At 43.3% G+C, this 26,163-nt stretch carries 20 protein-coding genes; 17 read left to right on the top strand and 3 right to left on the bottom strand.

All coding sequences use genetic code 11. The annotated features are described in order from the left end of the window. Positions 1-669 precede the first annotated feature (669 nt). The 4 genes from thrS to rnr all read left to right on the top strand — a co-directional run bounded on the left by thrS (position 670) and on the right by rnr (position 7,196). A complete protein-coding gene (gene thrS, locus VLA57_RS07970) occupies positions 670-2,604 on the top strand; it encodes a threonine--tRNA ligase (protein WP_333954790.1) in 1,935 nt (644 codons plus the stop codon). Positions 2,605-2,627: 23 nt separating this feature from the next. Continuing rightward, positions 2,628-3,131 (top strand): translation initiation factor IF-3, encoded by a 504-nt coding sequence (gene infC / locus VLA57_RS07965; RefSeq protein WP_011281352.1) that lies wholly within the window; start codon positions 2,628-2,630, stop codon positions 3,129-3,131. A gap of 360 nt (positions 3,132-3,491) precedes the next feature. Then, positions 3,492-4,736: a toxic anion resistance protein gene (locus VLA57_RS07960; protein ID WP_333954789.1), complete on the top strand. Its 1,245-nt coding sequence runs from the start codon at positions 3,492-3,494 to the stop codon at positions 4,734-4,736. A 147-nt stretch (positions 4,737-4,883) separates the two neighbouring features. Then, positions 4,884-7,196, top strand: coding sequence for a ribonuclease R (gene rnr / locus VLA57_RS07955; protein WP_333954788.1), 2,313 nt, complete (start codon positions 4,884-4,886; stop codon positions 7,194-7,196). A gap of 84 nt (positions 7,197-7,280) precedes the next feature. Here the strand turns inward: rnr and VLA57_RS07950 are convergent, their stop codons facing one another. The 3 genes from VLA57_RS07950 to hisA form a co-directional block, all read right to left on the bottom strand. Beyond that, complete coding sequence (locus VLA57_RS07950; protein ID WP_133104063.1) at positions 7,281-7,586, bottom strand: hypothetical protein; 306 nt, start codon at positions 7,584-7,586, stop codon at positions 7,281-7,283. 84 nt (positions 7,587-7,670) lie between these two features. After that, entirely contained in the window at positions 7,671-9,389 is a 1,719-nt protein-coding gene (locus tag VLA57_RS07945) for a mechanosensitive ion channel family protein (protein ID WP_333954787.1), read from the bottom strand. A 57-nt stretch (positions 9,390-9,446) separates the two neighbouring features. After that, positions 9,447-10,187, bottom strand: coding sequence for a 1-(5-phosphoribosyl)-5-[(5-phosphoribosylamino)methylideneamino]imidazole-4-carboxamide isomerase (hisA, locus tag VLA57_RS07940; RefSeq protein ID WP_011514724.1), 741 nt, complete (start codon positions 10,185-10,187; stop codon positions 9,447-9,449). 933 nt (positions 10,188-11,120) lie between these two features. Here hisA and VLA57_RS07935 point away from each other — a divergent pair. The 13 genes from VLA57_RS07935 to VLA57_RS07875 all read left to right on the top strand — a co-directional run bounded on the left by VLA57_RS07935 (position 11,121) and on the right by VLA57_RS07875 (position 25,958). Beyond that, complete coding sequence (locus VLA57_RS07935; protein ID WP_011514725.1) at positions 11,121-12,473, top strand: Na(+)-translocating NADH-quinone reductase subunit A; 1,353 nt, start codon at positions 11,121-11,123, stop codon at positions 12,471-12,473. A gap of 5 nt (positions 12,474-12,478) precedes the next feature. Next, positions 12,479-13,714: an NADH:ubiquinone reductase (Na(+)-transporting) subunit B gene (locus tag VLA57_RS07930; RefSeq protein WP_011514726.1), complete on the top strand. Its 1,236-nt coding sequence runs from the start codon at positions 12,479-12,481 to the stop codon at positions 13,712-13,714. Further along, on the top strand, positions 13,695-14,627 hold the full coding sequence (locus VLA57_RS07925; protein WP_181209242.1) for a Na(+)-translocating NADH-quinone reductase subunit C: 933 nt from the start codon (positions 13,695-13,697) through the stop codon (positions 14,625-14,627). The genes VLA57_RS07930 and VLA57_RS07925 overlap by 20 nt, the downstream gene beginning before the upstream one ends. Before the next feature lies 1 nt (position 14,628). Beyond that, entirely contained in the window at positions 14,629-15,300 is a 672-nt protein-coding gene (locus VLA57_RS07920) for an NADH:ubiquinone reductase (Na(+)-transporting) subunit D (protein WP_011514728.1), read from the top strand. Continuing rightward, positions 15,300-15,908, top strand: coding sequence for an NADH:ubiquinone reductase (Na(+)-transporting) subunit E (gene nqrE, locus VLA57_RS07915; protein ID WP_011281361.1), 609 nt, complete (start codon positions 15,300-15,302; stop codon positions 15,906-15,908). The genes VLA57_RS07920 and nqrE overlap by 1 nt, the downstream gene beginning before the upstream one ends. Positions 15,909-16,031: 123 nt before the next feature. Next, the gene (gene nqrF, locus VLA57_RS07910; RefSeq protein WP_011514729.1) at positions 16,032-17,267 is read left to right on the top strand and encodes an NADH:ubiquinone reductase (Na(+)-transporting) subunit F; all 1,236 of its coding nucleotides are present in this window, start codon (positions 16,032-16,034) and stop codon (positions 17,265-17,267) included. Between the two features lie 111 nt (positions 17,268-17,378). Beyond that, positions 17,379-18,179, top strand: a complete 801-nt coding sequence (locus VLA57_RS07905) for an SDR family NAD(P)-dependent oxidoreductase (RefSeq protein ID WP_333954786.1) — start codon at positions 17,379-17,381, stop codon at positions 18,177-18,179. 298 nt (positions 18,180-18,477) lie between these two features. Further along, on the top strand, positions 18,478-19,626 hold the full coding sequence (locus VLA57_RS07900) for an FAD:protein FMN transferase (protein ID WP_333954785.1): 1,149 nt from the start codon (positions 18,478-18,480) through the stop codon (positions 19,624-19,626). Positions 19,627-19,865: 239 nt separating this feature from the next. Next, on the top strand, positions 19,866-20,111 hold the full coding sequence (gene nqrM / locus VLA57_RS07895) for a (Na+)-NQR maturation NqrM (RefSeq protein WP_011514732.1): 246 nt from the start codon (positions 19,866-19,868) through the stop codon (positions 20,109-20,111). A gap of 283 nt (positions 20,112-20,394) precedes the next feature. Beyond that, complete coding sequence (locus VLA57_RS07890) at positions 20,395-21,705, top strand: MFS transporter (RefSeq protein ID WP_442968866.1); 1,311 nt, start codon at positions 20,395-20,397, stop codon at positions 21,703-21,705. Between the two features lie 91 nt (positions 21,706-21,796). Beyond that, entirely contained in the window at positions 21,797-22,609 is an 813-nt protein-coding gene (locus tag VLA57_RS07885) for an arylesterase (protein WP_333954783.1), read from the top strand. Further along, a complete protein-coding gene (locus VLA57_RS07880; RefSeq protein ID WP_333954782.1) occupies positions 22,606-23,295 on the top strand; it encodes an ABC transporter ATP-binding protein in 690 nt (229 codons plus the stop codon). The genes VLA57_RS07885 and VLA57_RS07880 overlap by 4 nt, the downstream gene beginning before the upstream one ends. Beyond that, the gene (locus VLA57_RS07875) at positions 23,295-25,958 is read left to right on the top strand and encodes an ABC transporter permease (protein ID WP_333954781.1); all 2,664 of its coding nucleotides are present in this window, start codon (positions 23,295-23,297) and stop codon (positions 25,956-25,958) included. The genes VLA57_RS07880 and VLA57_RS07875 overlap by 1 nt, the downstream gene beginning before the upstream one ends. Positions 25,959-26,163: the final 205 nt, after the last annotated feature.

Raw genomic sequence — 26,163 nt, 5'->3', positions numbered from 1 at the left:
CATGTTTTAATAGTCTGTCAACTTCTTTTCTTAATTTGTTTCAACTCGGTAATCTAAGTGATAAGTTGGTTAACTTATTGCCTAGCTTCCTTTGCTGTGGGGCGTATTATATAGATTCTAACTGGGGTGTCAACTGCTTTATCAAAGGTTTTTAAACTAATTTAAGTAGATTTTAAATAGTTGATAGTTTTCAACTACTTAACATATTAATTATATTTACTATCATTAAATAATCTTGTAAATGCACTTTTAGTCATAAATGACCCTATTTAATTGTATTACCACTGCCTACTATCAATCTATTTTGAGTAGCTGTTTATCGCTAAAAAGCCTTTTATTTGAGTGCATTTATATTGGTACATAAAGCACCTATATATGGTAACTTGTTAACGACCATATAGATGGCTATTCATAACTGCCCTTAGTCCCCATCTATCTAGTGTTAATAGACATTTTTTGCTATAATAGCTGACTTTATAATATTATTTAATGGCACTTCTTATTATTATAAGACTTAGCTAAGAGGTTGCTAATTTGAGCCTTTGCCTTTAAGTAATACCATCTCTTACAACATATCATAGCGGTTGGATATAATTGACGCAGTCTTACGGTTATATGATTGATGGTTGCAATCATCACTGCCAACGGACGCAAAAAGGTGAATAGATTATGGTAGCGATTACTTTACCCGATGGTAGCGTAAAAAACTTCGAAGGTAATACAACGGTCATGGAAGTGGCGCAAAGTATTGGGACAGGGCTTGCTAAAGCGACTGTCGCTGGACGTGTGGATGGTCAGTTGGTAGATGCGCATGACCCTATCGCCCATGATGCGAAAGTTGAAATCGTTACACCAAAAGATGATGACGGTGTCGATATCATTCGCCATTCTTGTGCTCACCTATTAGGTCATGCCGTTAAGCAGTTATATCCTGATGTGAAAATGGTGATTGGTCCCGTTATCGATGATGGTTTTTATTATGACATCTATAGCGAAACGCCGTTTACGCCTGAGCATATGGCAGCCATTGAAAAACGTATGATGGAGCTGATTAAGCAAGATTATGACGTTATCAAAAAAATAACGCCACGTGCTGAAGTCATTAAAATCTTTGAAGAACGTGGTGAAGAATATAAGCTTAAGCTGATTAATGATATGCCAGGCGAAGAAGCCTTTGGTCTATATCATCATCAAGAATATGTCGATATGTGCCGTGGTCCACACGTGCCAAATACACGATTCCTAAAAGTCTTTAAACTGACCAAAATGTCAGGTGCTTATTGGCGCGGCGATGCTAAGAACGAACAGCTACAACGTATTTATGGTACAGCATGGGCGGATAAGAAAGATTTAAAAGCCTATATCCAGCGTATTGAAGAAGCCGAAAAACGTGACCATCGTAAAATTGGTAAAGCGTTAAATCTATTCCATATGCAAGAGCAAGCGCCGGGTATGGTGTTTTGGCATGCCAATGGTTGGACGATTTATCAAGTACTTGAGCAATATATGCGTAAAGTGCAGCACGATAATGGTTATGAAGAGATTAAAACGCCGCAAATTGTCGATCGTAGCTTGTGGGAGCGTTCTGGACATTGGGGCAACTATGCGACCAATATGTTTACCACTTCGAGCGAAAATCGTGATTATGCCGTAAAACCGATGAACTGTCCTTGTCACGTGCAAGTGTTTAACCAAGGCTTAAAATCTTACCGTGACTTGCCATTACGTATGGCAGAGTTTGGTTCATGCCACCGTAACGAACCATCAGGTTCGCTCCATGGTTTGATGCGGGTTCGCGGTTTTACTCAAGATGATGCTCATATCTTTTGTACACAGTCGCAGATTCAACAAGAAGTCGCTGATTTTATTAAGCTGACCCTTGCTGTTTACGAAGATTTTGGTTTTGATAATATCATTATGAAACTATCGACTCGTCCTGAAAAACGTGTCGGTAGCGATGAGTCTTGGGATTTTGCAGAAAAAGCATTAGCCGATGCATTGGATAGTTCCGGTCTTGATTGGGCTTATCTACCAGGTGAAGGTGCATTCTATGGTCCCAAGATTGAATTTAGTCTAAAAGATTCATTGGGTCGCGTATGGCAGTGCGGTACTATTCAGGTTGACCCGAATATGCCTGAGCGTCTTGATGCCGAATTCGTCAATGAGCAAAACGAGCGCGAAGTACCGATTATGTTGCACCGTGCCATCTTAGGTTCATTTGAGCGCTTTATCGGTATCTTGATTGAGAACTATGCCGGTTGGATGCCAGTATGGCTAGCGCCGCAACAAGTGGTAGTCATGAATATCACAGATAAACAGGCAGATGCGTGTGAAAATGTGGTCAATGAGTTGAAAAAATCAGGTTTGCGCGCCATTAGTGACTTGCGTAACGAAAAGATTGGATTTAAGATACGAGAGAAAACATTAGAACGTATTCCCTATATGCTAGTATTAGGGGATAAAGAAGTCGAATCAGGCAGCGTCAACGTTAGAACTCGCGAAGGCGAAAATCTGGGCGTGATGAGTGTCGCTGAATTTATCACATTAGTAGAAGCAGCTGTTGCCGAAAAGGGCCGACAGATCCCAAAAATAGATCAGGAGTAATACCTATTAAACAGTCAAACCGTTTGAACATTAATGAAGATATCAGTGCCAAAGAAGTCCGTCTGGTCAAAGAAGACGGTGAACAAATGGGCGTGGTCGATATCGACACCGCGATGAAAGCGGCACGTGAAGACAGTCTAGATTTAGTAGAGCTGGTTCCCGAAGCCAAACCGCCAGTATGTAAAATCATGGATTATAAACATTTTCTCTATGATCAGAAGCAAAAGGCGAAAGAAGCTAAAAAGAACCAAAAGCAGACTCAGCTAAAAGAGATGAAGCTACGTCCTAGCACTGAAGAAGCCGATTACCAGGTTAAACTGAGAAAAATCGTTAGCTTCTTAGAAGATCAGGATAAAGTTAAAATTAGCATCCGTTTCCGCGGACGTGAAATGGCGCACCAAGAAATTGGTCGCAAGCAACTTGATCGTATCATTGAAGATACGGCTGATATCTCAAACGTCGAACAGTATCCTAAGATGGAAGGTCGTCAAATGGGTATGCTGTTAGGACCTACTAAGAAGAAATAGGCTTTTAATCGTCTATTCTTAGTAGTGGCTGTGTTTATATAGATATTCATGATTTCCCACCACCAATATGCTACGGCGTATTGGTGGTTTTTAGTATGTAGGGCTTAATAAGCATATTTATAGTTAATTATGACACTTGTACCTCTTTGACTATCGTTCACCTTAAATATATGAAGCCGACAGTGCTTTACAAAACCCATCTTCTCAACCTTTTCATTACACGGTAATCTAAAGACCTACTCTATCTTTATGAAGAATAATTTCAATAAAAACAATTAAACTGATAAAAATAATCCATGCCTCGACTATGAAGGTCGCTGATAAAAAATATAATCTCTTTTAGATATCATAGGAAGCCTTATGCAAGAATTAACCCCACCTGTTAACACCTCTACACCAACGATTACTTTGACTGCGCCAGAACCTGTTAAAGAGATACAAAAAAGTGAAGCAGATCAGATGGTCAAGTTAGATGACAGCGATATTCCAGAGCTTGATGCCAAAGTCGATGCTTTTGTCGATCATGTTATTAATAACTCTGTACACAGCTCTGAATTTCAACAGAACGTCCAATCTATTCATAATTTGGGTAATAAAGAAATCCGTGAATCGGCGCAAGTGTCTAACCGTATGTTAGAGCTACCCGCTAAGAGCCTGAATGACAGCTTATTTGATAACTCTCCTATTGCAAAATCATTGACGGAGCTGCGCGGTATCGTCGAAGATTTGGACCCCAGCAAAAAAGAGCTGACCAGCTCACGCAAGCTATTTGGCTTGATTCCGTTTGGTAATAAAGTACAAGATTATTTCCGTCAGTATGAGTCAGCGCAATCTCATATTAATGCGGTAGTAACGAGCCTATATAATGGTAAAGATGAGCTGCTCAAAGACAATGCTATGATTGAGCAAGAAAAAATTAATATGTGGGAGCTGATGCAATCGATTCGCCAATATATCTATGTGGGTAAAAAAATCGATGAGCAGCTCGAGCAAAAAGTCTATGCGATAGAAGCGACTGACCCTGAGAAAGCACGTATTATTAAAGAAGAGATGCTGTTTTATGTCCGCCAAAAAAATACCGACTTTTTGACACAATTGGCGGTAAACGTTCAAGGTTATTTAGCATTGGATACTATCCGTAAAAATAATTTAGAGCTGATTAAAGGGGTAGATCGCGCCACTACTACCACTATCTCAGCCCTACGTACGGCAGTGGTTGTCGCACAAGCCATGACTAACCAAAAACTGGTACTTGACCAAATTACTGCTTTAAATAAAACGACCAGTAGCTTGATTGAATCAACTTCGGCAATGCTCAAGCGTCAATCACTTGAAATTCATGAGCAAGCGACCAGCAGCACTATTGAGCTTGATAAATTGCAAAATGCCTTCAATAATGTCTATGACACCATGGATATGATTAGCAATTATAAAATTGAAGCGCTTGAGAATATGAAGCAAACGGTCAATACCTTGACCACTGAGGTTGATAAAGCCCAAAAATACCTCGATAAATCTAATCAGACCACGGTATTAGAAGTGTCAAAAGAATTGAACATGGAAAAAATAACCAATCAATCAAATACGGTCGATATTGATATTTGATTTAGATAAGCATTCACTTTTAATAAAATTTGACCACTAACGACTACTCGCTATCAAATACAGATAAGACAATTGACCTAAGATATTGGGACGTTGTTCGTGTTAAGATAGTCATTATTAATAATTTAAAAATAGATACGGTAATTTATGAGTTGGAATGATCCAAACGCCTCAAGTGAGGCACAAAAATATGATAACCCGATTCCTAGTCGCGAGCTTATATTAAGCACGATTAATGAACACGGTGAAATCACCCATCAGCAATTGGCAAAAGCCTTTAATATTGCTGATCCTGATCAGTTTGACGCTTTGGGCAACCGCCTAAAAGCGATGACGCGCGATGGACAAGTCAATCGTGACGGTCGCCCTTATCGCTATCGTACGGTCACTCAGCACGACATCGTCACCGGTACAGTAACAGCCCATCCAAAGGGCTTTGGCTTTGTATTATTAAGTGATATGCCTGACCTATTCTTGCATGAAAAACAAATGCGTTGGGTCTTTAATGGCGATACAGTAGAAGCCGTTGGCACGTCAACAGACAACCGCGGTCGTACTGAAGGTCGTATCGTTGATGTCGTTGAGCGTCGTCAAAATCATTTTATTGGTACGCTGGCTCATGATGAAGACGGTTACTGCGTTGAGCTTGGTAGCCCAAATAACCATCAGCCGATTACCGTCACAGAAGACAATGTACAGGCTTTCAATGCTAAGCAAGGCTCGCCGGTAAAAGTTGATATTATTGATTGGCCAAATCAGCATGAATTTGCCACGGGCAAAATCACTGAAGTCTTATCTGATGACAATGATCGCGAACTGATCATTGAGACTACGTTACTTAATTATGATATTCCATCAGAGTTCAGTGAAGCGGCGCTCAATCAAGCAAATGATTATAAAGAGCCGATTGAAAAAGATCTAAAAGGTCGTGTCGACTTACGTGAGTTGCCATTAGTGACGATCGATGGTGAAGATGCTCGTGATTTTGATGATGCTGTGTTTGCAGAAAAGCGTTCTGGTGGTAATTATCGCGTCTTGGTAGCGATTGCGGATGTCAGTTATTATGTGACACCGAACTCGCCACTTGATCAAAATGCTTATGAGCGAGGTACGTCAGTATATTTCCCGCATCAAGTGATTCCTATGTTGCCTGAAGTACTGTCTAATGGTCTCTGTTCGCTGAACCCTAATCTTGATCGCCTCTGTATGGTTGCCGATATTAAGATATCACGTGCTGGTAAAATCACCAGTTATGAGTTTTATCCTGGCGTCATGCACTCGCAAGCGCGCTTGACTTATAATCAAGTAAACGCTTATCTTGAGAATCCAAAAGACAGTAGCGTTCCAAAATCGTTGACAGAAAATAAAGAGGTCAAAAAATCCGTCGATACCTTACATCAACTGTATGAGCTACTCCTCAAAAAACGTGAAGAGCGTCATGCGATGGAGTTTGAGACCGTTGAAACGTATATTAAGTTCAATGAAAAAGGTGGTATCGAAGCCATCTTGCCTCGTACGCGCGGTGATGCGCAAAAGCTTATCGAAGAGTGCATGTTGCTTGCCAATACCTGTGCAGCAAACTTTGCACTAAAAAATGAGCTGCCTGTGTTATATCGTAATCATGATAAGCCTGATGGCGAAAAGTCGATGCGTATCCATGAATATGCCAAAAACTTTGGTCTAAGCTTCCCAGAAGAAAATCCTACTCAAGCGGATTATCAGCGTATCATTGAAGCAACTAAAGAGCGTCCTGACGCTATCAGTATTCATAGCATGCTGTTACGTTCGATGATGCAAGCAAACTATTCACCTGACAATATCGGTCACTTTGGTTTGGCTTACGACGAGTACAGCCATTTTACCTCGCCGATTCGTCGTTATCCTGATTTAATGTTGCATCGTGCGATCAAGGCGAAAGTGACAAATGCCAAACAGCCTGTGATGGATTTTTCATTAGAAGATGCTGGCATGCAAACCTCAGATACTGAGCGCCGTGCTGAAAAGGCTTCACGCTACGTAGAATCATGGCTGAAATGTCATTATATGAAAGATCATGTCGGCGAAGAGTTCGATGGTGTTGTAACTACCGTCACAAACTTTGGTTTATTTATTACTCTGACAGATTTGTATATCGATGGTTTGGTGCATATCTCAAACGTTGGTGACGATTTCTTTGTTTATGATGAGCAGCAGCAACAGCTTATCGGTAAAGATAGAGGCACCGTGTTTGGGCTGGGCGATTTGGTTAAAGTGAAAGTAGCTGGCGTTAATATGGATCTGCTACAAATTGACTTTGGTTTACAAGCAAAGCTGCAATCTAGTAAAATGAATCAAACTAAGAAAGATCATTCAAACGCTAGTCAGCCAAACCGCAGCTCCACAAGCAAAGATCAGCCAAAGAAATCACCTGCGAAGAGAAGCGGCAGTCGTGGTGGTAGAGGCAGTAGTAAAAAGAGCTAAACCAGCTTGAATCTATAAGTATTGAAAAAGGCTAACGTTATCGTTAGCCTTTTTTGTGTCTTCAGTTTTCTAATAACAGATCTATCACTGCTCCGCAGGACTCATTTGCTCTAAGCGCGCAGCATCTGCTTGCTGTGCCTGATCGATCTTGGTAGTAGCATCATCTAGAATGGCTTTCGGCTGCTGACCTAAGGGCTTGCTTGCGATATCTGATGTATCGCTGGCATTAGCATTTCTCGTATCAGAACCATTATTTTCAGATACAGCTGCCTCACTACTCGCTGCTATAACTTCTCGGTTTTGTTCACGTTGACTGCCATTCATGACATTAAAACCCAATAACACAACCATACCAACGACCGCGAATATAATCAGATGTTTCATTTGCATAAAAATGTCTCGTCTAGTTCGATAAAATGTAGATAAACATTTCGCTGCATTTTCTATGCCGATTTTTATAGTTGGTATTCAACGCTACTCTTGCGGGCTACTATTACTTAATAAATCAGTTTCATCTGAATTTTCGGCAATTTCCTGTTCAACCTTTTCCATTAGCTTTTCGTCAGGGCGCGCATCAAGCACTTGATCGGCATTCCGACCTTGCAAGATATGCTTCGCCCGCGCCTTTGCTTGTTGCTTATCTTTATCTTCAATCGTAGTTTCAGCCGCTTGAGCGTCATTAGCTATTTTAGAATCATTAGAAGGCTTAACGATGATAGGCGTTACTGTTATGTCTTCTTGAGACTTACCACCATTTCGACTGCTTTGGAAATACTCAAACGCTTGTTCTAGTTTATGGTTAAAGCGTAACTGATAAATGGGCTCAGGTAAGCTAAAACCTTCATCTTCTAAAGCATGCTTGGTCTCGCGAATAGCTATACTGCGGGCTTTGGAAAAATCAGCTTCTGATTGATTGACCCATACTTGGAACTGCAAAATAATGTTTGAGTCGCCTACCTCCTTGATAATCGCGGTGACTTTTGGCTTATCTAAGGCAAAACCCAATTGAGCAATCGCATCGATACCCACTTTGATGGCAGCAAGCGGATCGTCATTGGCATCAACGCCTAATTCAAAAGTGAAGCGGCGCTCAGGATTTTTGGTGTAATTTAAAATCGTGGCTTTAAAGACTTCGGCATTGGGAATACGTAATTGATTGCCATCTAACGTCATTAAAATAGTCGCGCGCGACGTCAGGCGCACCACTATTCCCTCTTGAGCATTAATCAAAATATGATCGCGGGCGCGAAATGGCTGGCGAATACTGAGCATTAAAGAGGCAATATAATTTTCAATAGTATCCTTAACCGCGAAACCAACGGCAATACCGATGACTCCAGCGCCGCCAAGTAGCGTTCCCAAAATCGTCTCCGCGCCGATCAGGCTTAACGCTAATATAAGCCCCAAAATAATAAAGATGACTTTGACGGTCTGCGACAATAATTCTGCGACAAAAGGATTGGGCGTTAAGCGCTGCCACATTTTTTGCCGATTGGACAACCAACTACCAAACCAAGTTACTAAAGCAAATAAAATAATTCCGACCAATAATAACGGCACAGCTTTGATAAGGTTTTTGGCTTGAGCTTTGATGCTTTGATAAACCGTCGTGACATTATCCTGAACATCAAGCGTTCGGTTAATCTTATCTTCAACTGTGACAACATCTGTCAAACGATTGGTAAGATTAATGGCTTGTTGGGCTTTTTTCTCGTTGGGTGTTTCACCGGTTAGAGTAACAACGCCTTGAGTGACACCAACATTAATTGCTTGTAAACCTTCAATTTCTGAGAATATCCCACTGATACGTTGGCGGATGTCATTATCATGTTGCACAGTTTGAGCGGTTTCAATTTGAGTGTTATTACTGCTCTCGCCATCGATAGGAGGTGCAGGTTCAATTGAAATAGGGGTTAGCGGAGGTGGTACAGCTGGCGCTTGAGCCGGCAAAGTGCCACTTTCAAGAGTATTACTAGGAAGAGGTGTGCTATTAATGTCATTAGCCGCATTAGGTAATGCGTTGCTATCAAGCGCAGGCTTGGCAGTATTATTGTCTAATACAGTAGGATTAACAGTTTCGCTTTCTTGAGCGGCATAAGCTGGTAAACTTAATAGGATGCTTAATGGCAACAGCCATTGACTCCACATTTTTTGGCACTTGCGTGATGTAATGCAGTCAAAATAAGTGGCCATAAGCATCCTTGATTACGCCTTATCTATTCAAAATCTGATAAGCATATTTTTCAAATATTATTTACCGTCCAAATAAAGTTGTGCCTCGCCCAAATCTAACGTGCCCTCATAAATAGCACGACCAGTAATGATACCTTCAATGCAATCACCATAAGGTTTTAATAACTCAATATCTTTCATATCGGTGACGCCGCCTGATGCAATCACTGGTAAGCCACCTTCACGTGCTAAATTAACGGTTTGCTCGACATTAACGCCTTGCATCATGCCATCACGGGCGATATCGGTATAGACGATAGAAGACACGCCAACATCAGCAAAACGTTTGGCAAGTTCAGTGGCTTTGGTGTCAGTCACGTTTGCCCAACCATGGGTTGCGACCATGCCATCTTTGGCATCGATACCAACGATAATGTGTCCAGCAAACTCACGGCACGCCTCAGCAACAAAATCCGGATCTTCAACCGCTTTGGTACCGATAATAATATAGGTCAGACCAGCAGTAATATACTGCTCAATAGTTTGCATATTGCGCACACCACCGCCCAATTGAATTGGCAGTTTGGGAAAAGCTTTTGCAATGTCATGCACCACTTGCTTATGCACTGGAATCCCATCAAATGCGCCATTTAGATCGACCAAATGCAGACGGCGCGCGCCTTCTTTTACCCAACGTGCCGCCATCGCCACAGGGTCATCAGAAAATACCGTATCATCTTCCATACGACCTTGTTTTAAGCGCACACACTTACCATCTTTGAGATCGATAGCAGGGATAATCACAGGGACAGCGCACATATAGGATTCCTTATAAAACGATATTAATAATCAAAACTTGGAGGTAGGTTAGCTTACAAGAGCCATTTAAACACAAACTTAATATAAAATGTCTAGAACTGCCAATTTAAGCAGGTCACAATAAAGTCAATTCACCACCAAAGATGTATAAGCCTGATAGTGATTCAAAAATGATGTAGGTACTCTAGTCATAAAATCAACTAAAGTTTTCTCTCTATTACAGCAGAAAACAGACAGTCATAACCATAAGTTTTAGCACAAAGGATTACTAGCAATATTGGGTAAATTCGATTACCAACTGGCAATTTTAGGTCAGTTTAGCGTATAATCCTAGGTAAATTTGTATTTGTGCGATAAAGCCAGATCGTCTGCTACCTATAGATGGTTTCGATCATTGCAAGATAGATGATAATGCGGTATTGATACGCTATTAAACGTTTCGCTTAGCAACGGCTGTTACTCAGTCCTAATATTTATCCTATAATCATAGGTTATTCAATAGCGCTTAGATAGCTTCTACTCACTATCATAAGTCATTTATCTCTCATTTGTATTTAAGCAAATGGGTGGTGCTGCTTAAATCTCACAAATAGTATGGATTTTAAGATTTTAATAAATCGTATGGTAAAACCGTATTTTGTCTAACACCATTTCTTTAAGAGATGAGAATTAGATTGCAGTGTTTTAGTATACACCTTGGTAGCCAGTCGCCACTTTGGTCATTCGAATAAGACATTAACGTGTTGTTAAGGAGTCTAAGGTCAGCGTTAATACTCTTACTAGTAGTCATGAAGTGTCATTATTAAAAACCTTATCGCTGTCTTTTTATAAGATATGATTTGGTTATTTTAGTGATGGCGTTACCATTCATGCTGCCGATATACCACACAGGACGTCTGGTATCGTTTTAGACTATGGACTAAGTTTTCGCTTATGATTACCATCAAGAAAGGTTTGGATTTACCCATCACTGGTGAACCCTCCCGCGAGATATCTGAGCACAGACCCGCCCATGTGGCACTTATTGGCTATGATTACGTTGGTATGAAGCCGACGATGAATGTCAAAGAAGGCGATATCGTAGCAAAAGGTCAACCCGTTTTTGAAGACAAAAAACGGGCTGGCGTTATCTACACTGCGCCTGCTGCTGGTAAAGTCATCGCCATTAAACGCGGTGAACGTCGTGTGTTTGAAAGTCTTGTAATTGCGGTCGACCCAAATGGTGCGGAAGTAGAATTTCAGCGCTACGACTCCCAGCAACTTGCTGACCTAGATTCTGAAGTCGTTGAAACCCAACTGCTTGCCTCTGGTGAATGGACGGCGTTCCGTACGCGCCCCTTTAGCCGTGCTCCTGAAATCGGTGCGCGTCCTCATGCTATCTTCGTCACAGCCATGGATACCAATCCATTGGCATTTGACCCGATGTTGCTGATCAATGAGCAACTGCAGGCGTTCAACGACGGTCTTGCTGTATTATCCACTTTGAGCCCAAAGACCTTTGTCTGCCACCATGGCAATAGTCAGTTGACACCAGTTGCAAAAACTGCAGCTAATAATGTCACTGAGTATCATAGCTTTGCGGGCAAACATCCTGCTGGTCTTGCAGGCACGCACATTCATTTCTTGCACCCTATCATGCGTGGTACAAGCGTTTGGACAATTGGTTATCAAGATGTGATTGCGATTGGCAAGCTATTTACTAGCGGGCGTTTATATACGCGTCGCCTGTTGAGCTTAGCTGGTCCTGCTGTTAGCAATCCTCATATTATCGCCACCGAACGCGGTGCGGATATTGCTGCCTTGACCAAAGGTAATTTGACAGCTGGCGAGAACCGTGTGATTTCAGGTTCAGTGCTGTCTGGGCGTCAAGTATTTGGCAATATTGCCTATCTTGGTCGCTTTGATAATCAAGTCAGTGTGCTAGCAGAAGGTCGTGAGCGTCCAGCGTTCCACTTCTTTACGCCAGGGGCAAACCGCTTCTCTAAACTGCCTATCTATATTTCGCAGTTTTTTGGTGGCAAAAAGTATAACTTCACCACCACGAGCAATGGCTCACCTAGAGCGATGGTGCCAATCGGTGTCTATGAAGAAGTCATGCCACAAGACTATCTGCCAACCCAGCTATTGCGTGCTTTGATTGTCGAAGACATTATCACGGCTGTAGATTTGGGTGTACTTGAATTGGACGAAGAAGATTTAGCATTATGCACCTTCGTATCTCCTGGCAAATATGAATTCGGCGATATTTTGCGTGATAACTTAACGCGCATTGAGCTGGAGGGCTAACCACGATGAAATTTTTACACAATATGTTCGATCGTATGGAGCCGTCTTTCACCAAGGGTGGCAAACACACAAAATACTACGCTATCTTTGAGATGTTTGATACTTTTTTGCGTCAACCAAGCTCAACGACATACGCCTCATCACATGTACGCGACGGTATTGACCTTAAGCGTATTATGATTACCGTCTGGTTATGTACCTTCCCAGCAATGTTTTGGGGTATGTACAATATCGGTCATCAAGCATTGACTGCGATTGCAACCCTCGGCTTACAGCCTGAAGGCTGGCGCACCATTATCACCAGTATGGCAGGCTACAACCCAGACAGTATCTGGGCAAGTTTCGTCTACGGTGCTATGCAGTTCTTACCGATTTACCTTGTGACCTTTGGGGTTGGTATTCTCTGTGAGATTATCTTCGCCGTCGTCCGTGGTCATGAAGTCAACGAAGGCTTCTTTGTTACCTCTGTACTGTTTGCATTATGTCTGCCACCCGATATCCCATTATGGCAAGTTGCCTTAGGTATTATCTTTGGTGTGGTCGTGGCAAAAGAGGTATTCGGTGGTACGGGTAAAAACTTTCTTAACCCTGCTCTATCGGGTCGTGCGTTCTTATACTTTGCTTATCCGGCTTATATGTCAGGCGACTCAGTATGGACCGCCGTTGATGGTTTCTCAGGTGCAACGCCACTTGGTCTTGCTGCCCTTGGGGTTGTCCCACAAGATTTTGTCGATGTTTATGGCAATGCCATCACGTGGAGTGATGCGTTTTTAGGCAACATGCAAGGCAGTATCGGTGAAGTATCGACGCTAGCTATCTTAATGGGTGCTGCTGTCCTACTTTGGACGCGCATTGCCTCATGGCGCATCATGGCAGGTTGTGTGGTTGGTCTGATTGCCACATCTCTTGTGTTTAATATGATTGGCTCTGAAGACAATATGATGATGAGCTTGCCGTTTTACTGGCACTTAGTGATCGGTGGTTTTGCTTTTGGTGCCGTGTTTATGGCAACTGATCCAGTATCTGCTGCGCATACCAATAAAGGGCGCTGGGCTTACGGTATCTTGATTGGTTTTATGACCGTATTGATTCGTGTCATTAATCCAGCTTTCCCAGAAGGCATCATGCTAGCCATTTTATTTGCTAACTTATTTGCGCCACTGTTTGACTATTTTGTCACTCAAGCAAATATCAAACGCCAAACTGCTCGGAGGGTTCGCTATGTCCAAGCCCAAAAGTAATAACGCAAAAACCATCAGTGTGGCGTTGACGCTATGCTTGGTGTGTTCTGTATTGGTCTCAGCTGCGGCTGTGGGTCTAAAGCCTGCGCAAGTAGAAAACGCGCGCTTAGACCGTAATAAAAACATCTTGGTTGCCGCTGGTATGTTTGATCCGGCGTCCGATACCAATGAAGATGTGGCGGAACGCTTTAAAGATTTTGAGGTAAAAATCGTTGACCTAAATAAAGGCAACTACCTTGATGATGACGCGCTGACCGCTGCTGGCATCCCTGACCGTAATGCTTATGACGCCAGCCAAGCAACTAAGAATAAAGCACTGAGTGAAGATTTGGGTGGTAATGATCCTGCCGGTATCGGTCGTAAGCCTAAATATGCCAAAGTTTATGTCAAAAATGACGACGCTGGACAACCTGAAATAGTGGTACTACCGATCCAAGGCTACGGTCTTTGGGGTACTATCTATGGTTTCTTAACCCTTGAAAGCGACATGAATACCATCAAAGGTATCAGTTTCTATGACCATAAAGAAACTCCAGGTCTAGGCGCTCGTATCGAAGAGCCAGAATGGCGTGCGATGTGGAGCGGCATTCACTCTTATGATGACAAAGGTGCCGTTGCTACTGGCGTGACCAAAGCTGGTAATCCAAAAGAGAACTGGGTTGACGGTATTAGTGGTGCAACTTTGACCAGTCGCGGCGTCAGTAACATGATCCAGTTTTGGTTGGGTGAGCAAGGCTATAAGCCATACTTAGACCAGCTGCGTAAAGAGAGTGGTAAAACACTGGTAGACGCTGAAGTAAAAGCAAGTCAAAGCCCGTATAAAAAACTGGGTCAAAACTTACATCAACAGCAGGCGCATTCTGTAACCGAACTGGTAGCAGTGATACCAGCAGCACACGGCAAGGAGGCATAACATGGCTGATACAAAAAGTATTTTAACCTCGCCCATTTTTGATAATAACCCGATTGCTCTACAGATATTAGGTATCTGTTCGGCACTGGCGGTAACGACCAGTGTAGCAAATGCACTGGTGATGAGCGTGGCATTGACTTTGGTCACAGCATTTTCAAGCTTTTTTATCTCTATCATCCGTAAGCAAATCCCATCGAGTATTCGTATTATCGTGCAGATGACGATTATTGCTTCATTGGTTATCTTGGTCGATCAGATACTAAAAGCGGTCGCTTATGATGTGAGTAAAGGCTTGTCGGTATTTGTTGGTTTGATTATCACCAACTGTATCGTCATGGGACGTGCTGAAGCATTTGCCATGAGCAATCCGCCTATTCCAAGTTTCTTGGATGGTATCGGTAACGGTTTGGGTTATTCAGCCGTACTACTATTTGTCGCAAGTATTCGTGAAATCTTGGGTGCAGGCAGCTGGTTTGGTATCACTATCCTACAAACTGCGACCGATGGTGGCTGGTATGTACCAAATGGTTTATTGCTACTACCACCGTCAGCATTCTTCATTATCGCCCTGTTTATCGTGATTATCCGTACATGGAAACCTGATCAGGTCGAAGACGCTGAATTTGTAATGAAGCCGCAATCTAAAGGCATGGCTCAAGGGGGCGGTCACTAATGGGACATTATGTCAGTTTATTTATAACCTCGGTCTTTATCGAGAATATGGCGCTGGCCTACTTCTTAGGCATGTGTACCTTTTTAGCCGTATCAAAAAAGGTTTCAACCGCTATCGGTCTTGGGGTAGCAGTGGTTGTCGTGATGGCCATTACCGTACCGCTAAATAACCTACTGTTCCAGTTCATCCTAAAAGATGGTGCGCTGGCATGGGCAGGTTTCCCTGATATCGACTTAAGCTTCTTAGGCTTACTCAGTTATATCGGTTTGATTGCTGCCACTGTACAGATTCTAGAGATGTTCTTGGATAAGTTCGTCCCAAGTCTGTATAACGCACTCGGTGTGTTCTTACCGCTTATTACCGTTAACTGTGCCATCTTAGGTGGCGTACTGTTCATGGTAGAACGTGACTATAACTTTGGTGAATCAGTGGTGTACGGTGTCGGCGCAGGCTTTGGTTGGGCACTGGCGATTACCGCATTGGCAGGTATTCGTGAAAAATTGAAATACTCAGACATTCCAGCGCCGCTGCGCGGTCTTGGTATTACGTTTATCACGGTTGGTCTGATGTCACTTGGCTTTATGTCGTTTGGCGGTATGTCAATTTAAACCGCTGAGCTTAAAAGCTTATTTAGCGATTTGACCTATTTAATTCATTTATTCGGTAGGGGTTCAGAGAAAACGCAATGACGTCTTTTCGCTCCCCTACTCCATAGATTAAGGATACCTACCATGGATTACGCTACGGCGATTGGTGGCGTTGCTATGTTTACCTTGATCATCATGGGTCTCGTTGCCATTATTTTGGCAGCGCGCTCACGACTGGTCAGTTCAGGCGATGTTACTATCCATATTAATGATAATCCCGAGAATGACGTTGTAACACCTGCAGGCGGCAAACTGCTACAAACATTGGCAAGCGAAGGTATTTTCTTATCTTCAGCTTGTGGTGGCGGCGGTACTTGTGCGCAGTGTCGTTGCCGCGTGATTGAGGGAGGCGGATCTATTCTGCCTACTGAAGAAGGTTACTTTACCCAAGGTGAGATTCGCAATCATATGCGTCTTGCCTGTCAGGTAGCTGTTAAGCAAGATATGAAAATTGAGATCGATCCTGAATTCTTTGATGTGCAAAAGTGGGAATGTGAAGTTATTTCTAATGATAACGTTGCGACCTTTATTAAAGAATTGGTACTGAAGATTCCAGATGGCGAAGAAGTGAACTTCCGTGCTGGTGGTTATGTACAGTTAGAAGCGCCACCGCATGAAGTGCATTATAAAGACTTTGATATTGCTGAAGAGTATCAAGACGATTGGAATAACTTTGGCATCTTTAAATACGTCTCAAAAGTTGATGAGCCTGTTATCCGAGCTTACTCGATGGCTAACTATCCGGATGAAAAAGGTTTAATCAAATTTAACATTCGTATCGCCAGTCCACCGCCGCGCGGTCCTGATGGTATTCCACCGGGCAAAATGTCTTCTTGGACCTTTAGCCTAAAACCTGGCGATAAAGTCACAGTATCTGGTCCTTATGGTGAGTTCTTCGCCAAAAAGACTGAAGCCGAGATGATATTTGTCGGTGGTGGTGCTGGTATGGCACCGATGCGCTCACACATTTTCGATCAGCTCAAACGCCTCAACTCTGATCGTAAGATTAGTTTCTGGTATGGCGCGCGTTCTATTCGTGAGATGTTCTACGTTGAAGATTATGATCAGCTAGAAGAAGAGTTTGCTAACTTTGAGTGGCATGTGGCATTGTCTGATCCATTACCAGAAGATAATTGGGATGGCTATACAGGCTTTATCCATAATGTCTTGTTAGAGGAATATCTCAAAGACCATCCAAATCCAGAAGATTGTGAATACTACATGTGTGGGCCACCGATGATGAATGCGGCGGTCATCGATATGCTGCACAGCATGGGTGTTGAAGATGAAAATATCATGCTTGATGACTTTGGTGGTTAATTGGGGTGGTTAAGCTTAATCGTAAGCAACCACAATTAACAGAATAATATATGCTAAATTAAGAGTCTCAATTGAGGCTCTTTTTTTATGGGCGAAACGGAAAGGATTCCTATGAAAACCAACTATAAAGATTTGACCATTTGGGTAACAGGCGCGTCAAGCGGTATCGGCGAAGCATTAACCATTGCCTTTGCCAAACGCGGCGCTCGTATTATTCTAAGTGGACGTGATGAAGAAAACCTAGCACTGGTAAAAAGCCGCTGTAAAAATAGTAAAAAACATATCGTTATCCCTTTTGATATAACTGATGTTGAGCAAGCAAAACAAGCATACGCTACCGCTAAAACTCAAGCAGGAAAAATCGATTGGCTGATTAATAATGCGGGTATCAGTCAACGCGCGCTTATCATGGATACCACTGAAGACGTCGAACGACAAATTATGGAGATAGATTACTTTGCGCAGACGCGTCTGAGCAGATTGGTATTGCCAGATATGCTCGAACAAGGTGGCGGCAAAATAGTGATCATATCAAGTGTTGCAGGGTTACTCGGTACACAATATCGCGGTGCTTATGGTGCGGCAAAAGCGGCTATTCATATGTGGGCGAACAGTCTGCGTGCTGAACTGCACGAACAAGGAATAGAAGTAGCAACGATATTCCCAGGATTTATTCAAACCAATATCTCTATTAATGCCTTGACTGGCGACGGTAGTGCACAAGGGACGATGGATGCGGCAACCAATAAAGGACTAACTGCGACTAGCTTTGCCAAACAAGTCGTCAAAGCCCTTACCAAAGGGGAAGAGTATATTATCGTTGCTGGTCGTAAAGAAAAGCTCGCCACCAAGGTTAATCGCCTATCACCGCCAAAACTTTATCAGCTCATTCGTGAGTCGCAAGTCAAATAAATCTAGCATGTTAAATAAATATAGTTAGTGACATGTGATATCGCTACATCACGTACGGCTGGTATTAATTTTTCTTGCTTGCTATGCCTACATAGACCGCAAAAAATTCATACCAGCTCTACCGTAGCTTTTTTAGGTATTTTAGCTATATATATTACATAGCAATCAATGTCTGAAAATGTTTTAAGCTGACAATTGGCGTTATGGGTGACAAGGGGTGTAAAATAGGCAACGCTTAGCTTATTTAATAGCTAACGCCTCATTTATCCCTTCGCTATATCAAGTTGTGATGACTCATATGAAAAACCCAAGCATACAAAAATCAATACCACTCTCATTTTCTGTCAAATCGATGAATACCGCCCTACTACCTATTATCGCTATAAGCGCCGCACTAGGGATGAGCGCTTGCCAGCAAAAGACCGATTATAATAATCTGAGCGGTGAGACCATGGGCACCAGCTATCATATTAGCTATCAGTTGCCTAAGGGCGCTGATGAAGCGACTATACAAGCAGCCATCGATAAGCGCCTGCAAGATATCAATGACAGTATGTCCACTTATCAAGCGGACTCTACCATCTCTAAATTTAATCAATTAGGCAAAGATGAGCCTATTACCATCGATGAAGATTTTAATCATGTGTTGGTAGCTTCAAGACAAGTTTATGAGCTATCGGGTGGTGCCTTTGATCCTACAGTGATGCCATTGATAGACACTTGGGGCTTTGGTAGCACGATGACCGTTGAGCGTTTACAACGCCCACCTACCGCATTGGAGATTGCGCAAGCCAAAGCCTTGGTCGACTTTGACAGTGTCATTCAAAAAGATAAGACCATCTATAAAGCCAAAGATGGCATCGGGCTTGATTTTTCAGCAGTGGCTAAAGGCTACGGTGTCGATGTCATCGCTGATGTGCTAAAAAATAATTACCAAATTCGCAACTACATGGTTGAGATTGGCGGTGAGGTGGCAACCGCTGGCGTCAGTGCGCAACAGCAACCATGGAAAATTGCGATTGATGCCCCGATTGAGGGTAGTACGGTCAGCGAGCGGCAAACGATGGCGGTGATTCGCCAACCAATAAATATCAGTAATAGTATGCATCTAGCGACCTCTGGCAACTATCGTAATTCGGTCGTCTTTGCTGGTAGGCACTACAGTCATACTATTGACCCAACGACAGGAGAGCCGATTGTAGGTGGTGCGCCATCGGTAACGGTCGCAGCAGAAACCGTCGCGCTGGCTGATGCTTGGGCAACTGCCTTGACCGCGATGCCCTATAAAAAAGCATTGAGCGTTGCCAAAGAGCAAAACATAGCGGCACTGTTTGTCGTATTGGCAGATGGTGTGGGTATAGAAGCAGCCGCAGACAGCATCGATGATTGGCAAGTGGTGCAAACACCTGCTATGCAAGTATTACGTGCTGATAAAAAATCTAGCTAAATCTAAGAACACTGATAGAAGCTATAGTTGGTTCACTTTTAAAAGGGCACAGCAAGCAAGAAAAATTAACCCCAGTAGTGCTTTATAACATTTGTATTTCTTTTATTTAGGACTGACTGTATCTCTTTTAAATTATTTTAGTAAGCTGAGAAGCTCAAACGGACAAGATGAATTTTTGCTATACTATTAAGAGATTATCACACAGATAACCGTCCTATTTTTAATGCGAGGTTTCCTCTATGCTTAGCCAACTGCTTCCCATGCTTGCTATCACCTTTACCGTATTTATGCTGTTTTTTATCTTTATGGGTATCGGTTATATGGTTAACAAAAAGCCGCTTAGAGGGTCTTGTGGCGGTGTTGCCAAATTGATGGGCAATGAGAAATGCTCATACTGTGGTGATGACCCTAATAAATGCGATTCTCTCATCGCCGAACAACAAGAGAACGCTTTAAAAGCGGCTCAATTGGGCAAATCGGTGTAAATACCCTGCTTGTTACCATACGCTGGTAGTATTTAGTCATTATTTGTTCTTATAATAGCGTTAAGCCTTATAAAAAAAGGGCTGGCGCTATTTTTTATGGCGCAGTGTTATTGCTCCATATCGTTACTTATGTATATTCATATTGCCTTACCCGTTAAGGCAGCAAGTTCATATGAATTGCTTTCTGCCAATATTTCGACATTCTATTTTTTTGTCTCACTCATCTTCTTTGTGAGATTTTTCTGGTGTTATTTTGCAAGCGACGACTCTTCGGCGCTGTTTAATGACGTGTCCTTTTTCTTATTCTAATAATAGTCGTGCTGCTATGTCTACCTCTCCTAATGTGCAAAATGATTTGCCTTTACCCTCTCAGACGGATACTCCTACACCGTTTCAGCTGCCCTCTTCGCGCTTTACGTTTTGGCTGGTGTTGTGTGCCATGATTCTATTGGCGACCAATATGCGCTCGCCGATTGTGGCACTAGGTTCTATTGCGCCGGTGGTTCAAGGAGCGCTCAATATCTCCGAAACCCAAATCGGCTGGCTTGGCGCAGTGCCGATGCTGACTTTTGCACTTGGGGCGTTTATTGCACCAGCGATAGGTAAGCGTTTTGGGCTTGAAAACACTTTAATTTCGATGATTAGCCTCTTAACAATGGGCATGATTGTTCGCAGCCTTATTCCCACTTGGATGGGTTTTTTGGGCGGCACATTACTGCTGACGTTGGCGATTGGTTTTGCCAATACCCTTGCGGCGCCTGTTATCAAGCAACGTACGCCCAATCATATTCCTTTAATTACTGGATTATTCAGTCTCACCATGACCGTGTCGGCAGGGATTGTCGCAGGCGTGGTCTTGCCATTATCTGAACAAGTAGGCTGGCAATGGGCGCTTGGCGGTTGGTCGATTTTGGGTGTGTTTGCCATCGTTATTTGGGTGTTTTTACGACTGCGTTTAGGCTCGTCGAGCGACCAGATTGTGCCTATCTCTACGCAAGGTTCCTCTGATATTTCTATGTGGCGTACCAGCTTTGCTTGGCAAATTGCCATATTTATGGGCTTACAATCGTTGCTTTTTTATACAGCTGCCAGTTTTTTACCGTCGATTTGGCTTAGTAAAGGCTTGTCAGCGGTAAGCGCAGGACAGATGAACTCGGTATTTCAGTTTATGGCACCTGTGGCGATTTTAAGCTTAACGTGGCTGGTCAATCGTGGACGACCTATTCAGGCATTGGCAGTATTTGCAGCAGTTTTAAATGTGATTGGTATTTTAGGTGTCAGCTATTTATCTGCTGATTTGGCATGGTTGTGGTCGGCGCTAATGGGCATTGGTTGTTCAGCGATTTTTACCTTAAGTATGATGCTGTTTTCGATGCGTACTTATACCGCCAATCAATCAAGTGAGCTGTCGGGTATGGCGCAAGCGGTCGGTTATTTGATTGCGTTTTTTGGTCCATTGGGGACTGGTTGGTTACATGAAGCAACGGACAGCTGGGATTTACCCTTATTTATTATGCTGATATTGATGGTGGTAAACGTAGGATTTGCGTGGATGGTCAGCCGTCCGGTGATGGTCGATGGTAAGAAGATTTAGTTTTTATCATGAATCAATTAACTTTTGCACCATATTGCTGCTTATCTGATTCTGCTAGACTGATTGCCATCGCATATAGGACAGCAGAATTATGATAAACAGACTTTCCCGCTTACCGCAGCGCTTGCTCACAGTTGTAGCATTGACGGTAGCAATCGCCATCAGCGGTTGTCAAAAAACGCCTGATGCTAACGAAGCTCAGAGAGATACTGGTACTCAAGACAGTACTCAAAACAGCACTCAACCCTCTGATACTCAACTGTCTCAAACCACATCTACAACGAACCCTGCTGAACAACAAGCGCCTTTGACCATATTGGCATTAGGTGACTCGTTAACAGAAGGGCTTGGGGTCGATAATAATGCCAATTACCCCGCTCAGCTAGAAGCGCGCTTGCAGGAACTTGGTTATAAAGACATTAAAGTCATTAATTCAGGATTGAGCGGCGAGACCAGTACGGGCTTGGTCAATCGATTGGATTGGGTATTGCAGACCAAACCTGATGTTACTATTTTGACCATTGGTGCCAATGATGCTATTCGTGGTATTGATGTCGCGACGGTTGAGGCCAATATTCGTACTGCCGTAAAGCGGCTACAGGACAATGACAGCGTGGTCATCTTAGGTGGTATGCAGATCTATGATAACCTTGGCTCTGATTATGTAAAATCTTTTGCAGCGATATATCCAAGAGTAGCGAAAGACCTGAACGTGACACTTATTCCGTTCTTTTTAGACGGTGTAGGTGGCGACCCTAAGCTCAATCAAGCCGATGCCATTCATCCGACCAAAGAAGGTTATACGCTGATCGTTAATAACAATATTTTGCCGATATTACAGCCTGAGCTTAAAAAAATAAATCCGTCAAATGTGACCAATACGCCTACTGAGACTGCACAATGACATTAGCATTACCTACTTCGCAAGCAGCGCTGCTCACTGCCACTAAGCTAAATAAAACCGTACACGTTGGTGACCAGTCCTTGTCTATTATTAAAGACGTCAACATTCATGTTAATGCTGGCGAGTTTGTGGTGATCATGGGTAAATCTGGCTCTGGCAAATCCACATTGTTGGGTTTGTTAGCGGCATTAGATTATCCTGATAGCGGCGACGTTGAGTTGGCAGGTCAAACCTTAAGCCGATTAAATGAAGATACTTTAGCGGTTATTCGTCAGCGCGATATGGGTTTTGTCTTTCAGTCTTTTCATCTGCTACCAACGTTAACCGTTGCTGAAAATATTGCTTTTCCATTGGACATCGCCCGTCGTCCAGATGCGGCGCGTGTCGATGAATTGATTGAGGCGGTTGATTTGGGTCATAGGCGTCATAGCTTGCCAAACCAATTATCAGGTGGCGAGCAGCAGCGTACAGCAGTTGCACGCGCATTGGTATCACGCCCAAAGATTGTCTTTGCTGATGAGCCTACCGGCAACTTAGATGAACAAAATGCCAATCAAGTGATGCAGCTATTACTAGATTTGCGTCAGAAAACTGGCTCGGCACTGGTGGTGGTCACCCATGATTCAGCACTTGCTGACATGGCAGATCGCGTTATCACTATGCATGATGGGCGGATTGTATCTTGATGGATAATAAAAATGTAGAAGACACCTCATCGACTGGTAATACCGGCAGCATGGCTAAAGAGTCAGACGCTAGTGGCAGTATCGTACGCCAGCTACTGACGAGTACCCTTGGTTTACAAAAACTAGGCTTACAAGGATTGGGCGCGCAAGCACTCAGCCGTAGCTGGTGGCAGCGCTGGATATATCCAGTATTATTTTTACTGACTTTGACGCTGTCACTTGCGACCTACCTCACACTTGACTCTATCCAGCAGTCAGTTGACACCTATATCAATGACAATCAGCGTGCTTTGGTCGGTGGCGATTTAATCTTAAACAGTAAGCAAGATTGGCCAAGCGAAGTATTAACGCAGATTGATACCCTTGCCGACACACAAACGGTTTTTGACTATCAGTTTAGCGCGATGGTCGTCACTGATGAGCAGACTTTGCTTGCCAGCATAAAAGCGGTTTCTCAATCCTATCCATTATATGGTGACGTCGAGCTGGCATCAGGACAGCCATTATGGCAGCAGCTTACAGCCAATAATATAGTGGTTGCTCCAGAAATACTCAAAAGCTTAAGCGCTGATATTGGTGACCAAATCACTATTGGTGATGCGCAATTTATCATTAGTGATGTGCTGACAAAAGAGCCTGATCGTCCGCTAAGCGCCTTTGGCTTTGGTGGGCGTATTTTGATCCCCCAGCAGGCATTAGAGGCAACCAATCTATTGGGACAGCGTAGCCGTATTAATTACCGTATTGAGCTGGCAGGTAATGCAGAATTGATGGCGACCCAGCGCGATAAACTGACGCAAATATTGACCAATTATCCTGATATCGAGCTCTCTGATGCAGAATCTGCGGATACCTCGGTGTCGCGTATCTCTGATAATGTATTGATGTTTTTAAAGCTTTTGGTCATTGCCGTATTGTTATTGTCCGCAGTGGCTATGTATGGCGTCATCACAGCATTTGTGACCAAGCAGCAGTCGAGCAATGCGATACGTTTGGCATTAGGTGAGCCCCTTAAGTCGCTAAAACGCAGCTACTATCAGCTCCTTATTATCACTGCCATCATCGCTTGTATCGCAGCGATTTTAGTCAGCTTTGGCTTACTCAAAGTCGGTCAGCCTTATCTTGTAGCTATCTTGCCAGCTGACGTCAGCTTAGCTATTAATCCTATCAGTGCCATCAAAACCACCGTCATAGCCTTGGTGCTCACGCTACTCATTGCCCAACGCGGTTTGAGCACATTGAATACTACCAAACCTGCTACCTTGCTCAATCAAGGTGCAAGCTCAGCTGTGCAAAACCTGCCTTGGCATAAACGCTTGCCGTTACTTTGGTATGGGTTAATGCTCGCTGGTCTATATGTGTTTTTTGTTTATGAAGTAGGCGGATGGTTATTTGGCGCGCAGTTATTAATCGGTTTAATTGGCTTTGTGAGTATATTTTGGCTATTGGCACGCGGCTGGCTGTGGTTACTGGCACGTATCGCAAGTAACGCTAAAATCGGCTGGATGCAGCGTATTGCGATTCATAACCTTGCGCGTAAGGGCAACCAATCAGCATTATTTTTTGTCACCTTAGCATTATCGGTGGCGGTACTGACCCTCATTACCACACTCAATCACAGTATCAATGCCCAGTTTATTAACGCTTATCCTGAAGATGCACCCAATCTGTTTTTGTTAGATATTCAAAGCGATCAGCATGATGAGATTGATAGCATTATTGGCGCACCAGTGAGCTATTACCCTGTTATTCGCGCTCGAGTAGTGACTGCTAATAATATACCGGTACAGGATATCGAGCCTGCTGATGGCTTTGATGATCCCGCGCGTGTCTTTAATCTCAGCTATGCAGATACAGTAATGGACACTGAATTTATTACGAATGCTGTAGCAGACAATCAGCTTTACGCGCCCATTAACACTGAAAATAAAGACACAGCGTCAACCGTTGCGCCCTTATCTATTTTGGATACTGCTGCCAGCTTACTGAATGTCGGTATGGGTGATGAGGTACGTTTTAATATTCAAGGGATTGAAATTGTCGGGCAGATTACCAGTATCCGCTCGCGTTTCGAGCAAGGTCCCAGTCCTTATTTCTACTTTTTATTTGAGCCAGCGGTTCTCTCTGCTGCCCCGCAGATTCAATTTGCCACTGCCCATGTAAACGCTGATGATATTCCAGACCTGCAAGGAAAAATGGTACGACAATTCCCTGCAGTGACAACGATAGACGGAACAGCCATCGCTCAGCAAATTCAAGAGCTTGTGGTGCAAATGAGCCGTTTGGTCTACGTCTTTACGCTACTCGCCTTACTGACTGGTGTCATGGTCTTGATTAGCTCGTTATTATCCACCTCACAAGACCGCTTGCAAGAAAGCGCCTCATTTAGGCTGCTAGGGATGCAAAAACGCGACTTGTATATGCTGAACATACTAGAGCTTGGGGTACTGGGAATTAGTGCCGCGACCTTTGCGATTATTATCGCCAGCGTTGGCGCATGGGCTGCCCTCACCCAATGGTTTAATCTACGCTTTAATGTGCCGTGGGCAAGCCTGAGTATCGGTAGTATAGCGTTAATCGTATTGCTATTTGCCATCGCCATTATTTATGTAAGATTGGTAATTGGACGAGGGATTATGGCGCGGGTTCGGGCGATGGTTTAGATGTTAAAAGTTTAGTAAGGGTTGATGGCGAGTGAGTAGTAGCTAATCCTGCTATCCGCTATTATCTGCTAGTCTAGGCAAGGCGGTCATTATCGTTTGAGCCGTTCCTGTTACCTCGATATCGTCTCAAAACGATACGTCCGCAATTGACTAGTCTGTCAGGATAACCGCTGCTAGCAGGGCTAAACCACGCCTCCAGTTAACT

The organism is Psychrobacter sp. S4(2024) (genome assembly GCF_036861305.1).
In the GTDB taxonomy this organism is placed as follows: domain Bacteria; phylum Pseudomonadota; class Gammaproteobacteria; order Pseudomonadales; family Moraxellaceae; genus Psychrobacter; species Psychrobacter cryohalolentis.
This window is presented reverse-complemented; position numbering and strand designations above follow the sequence as displayed.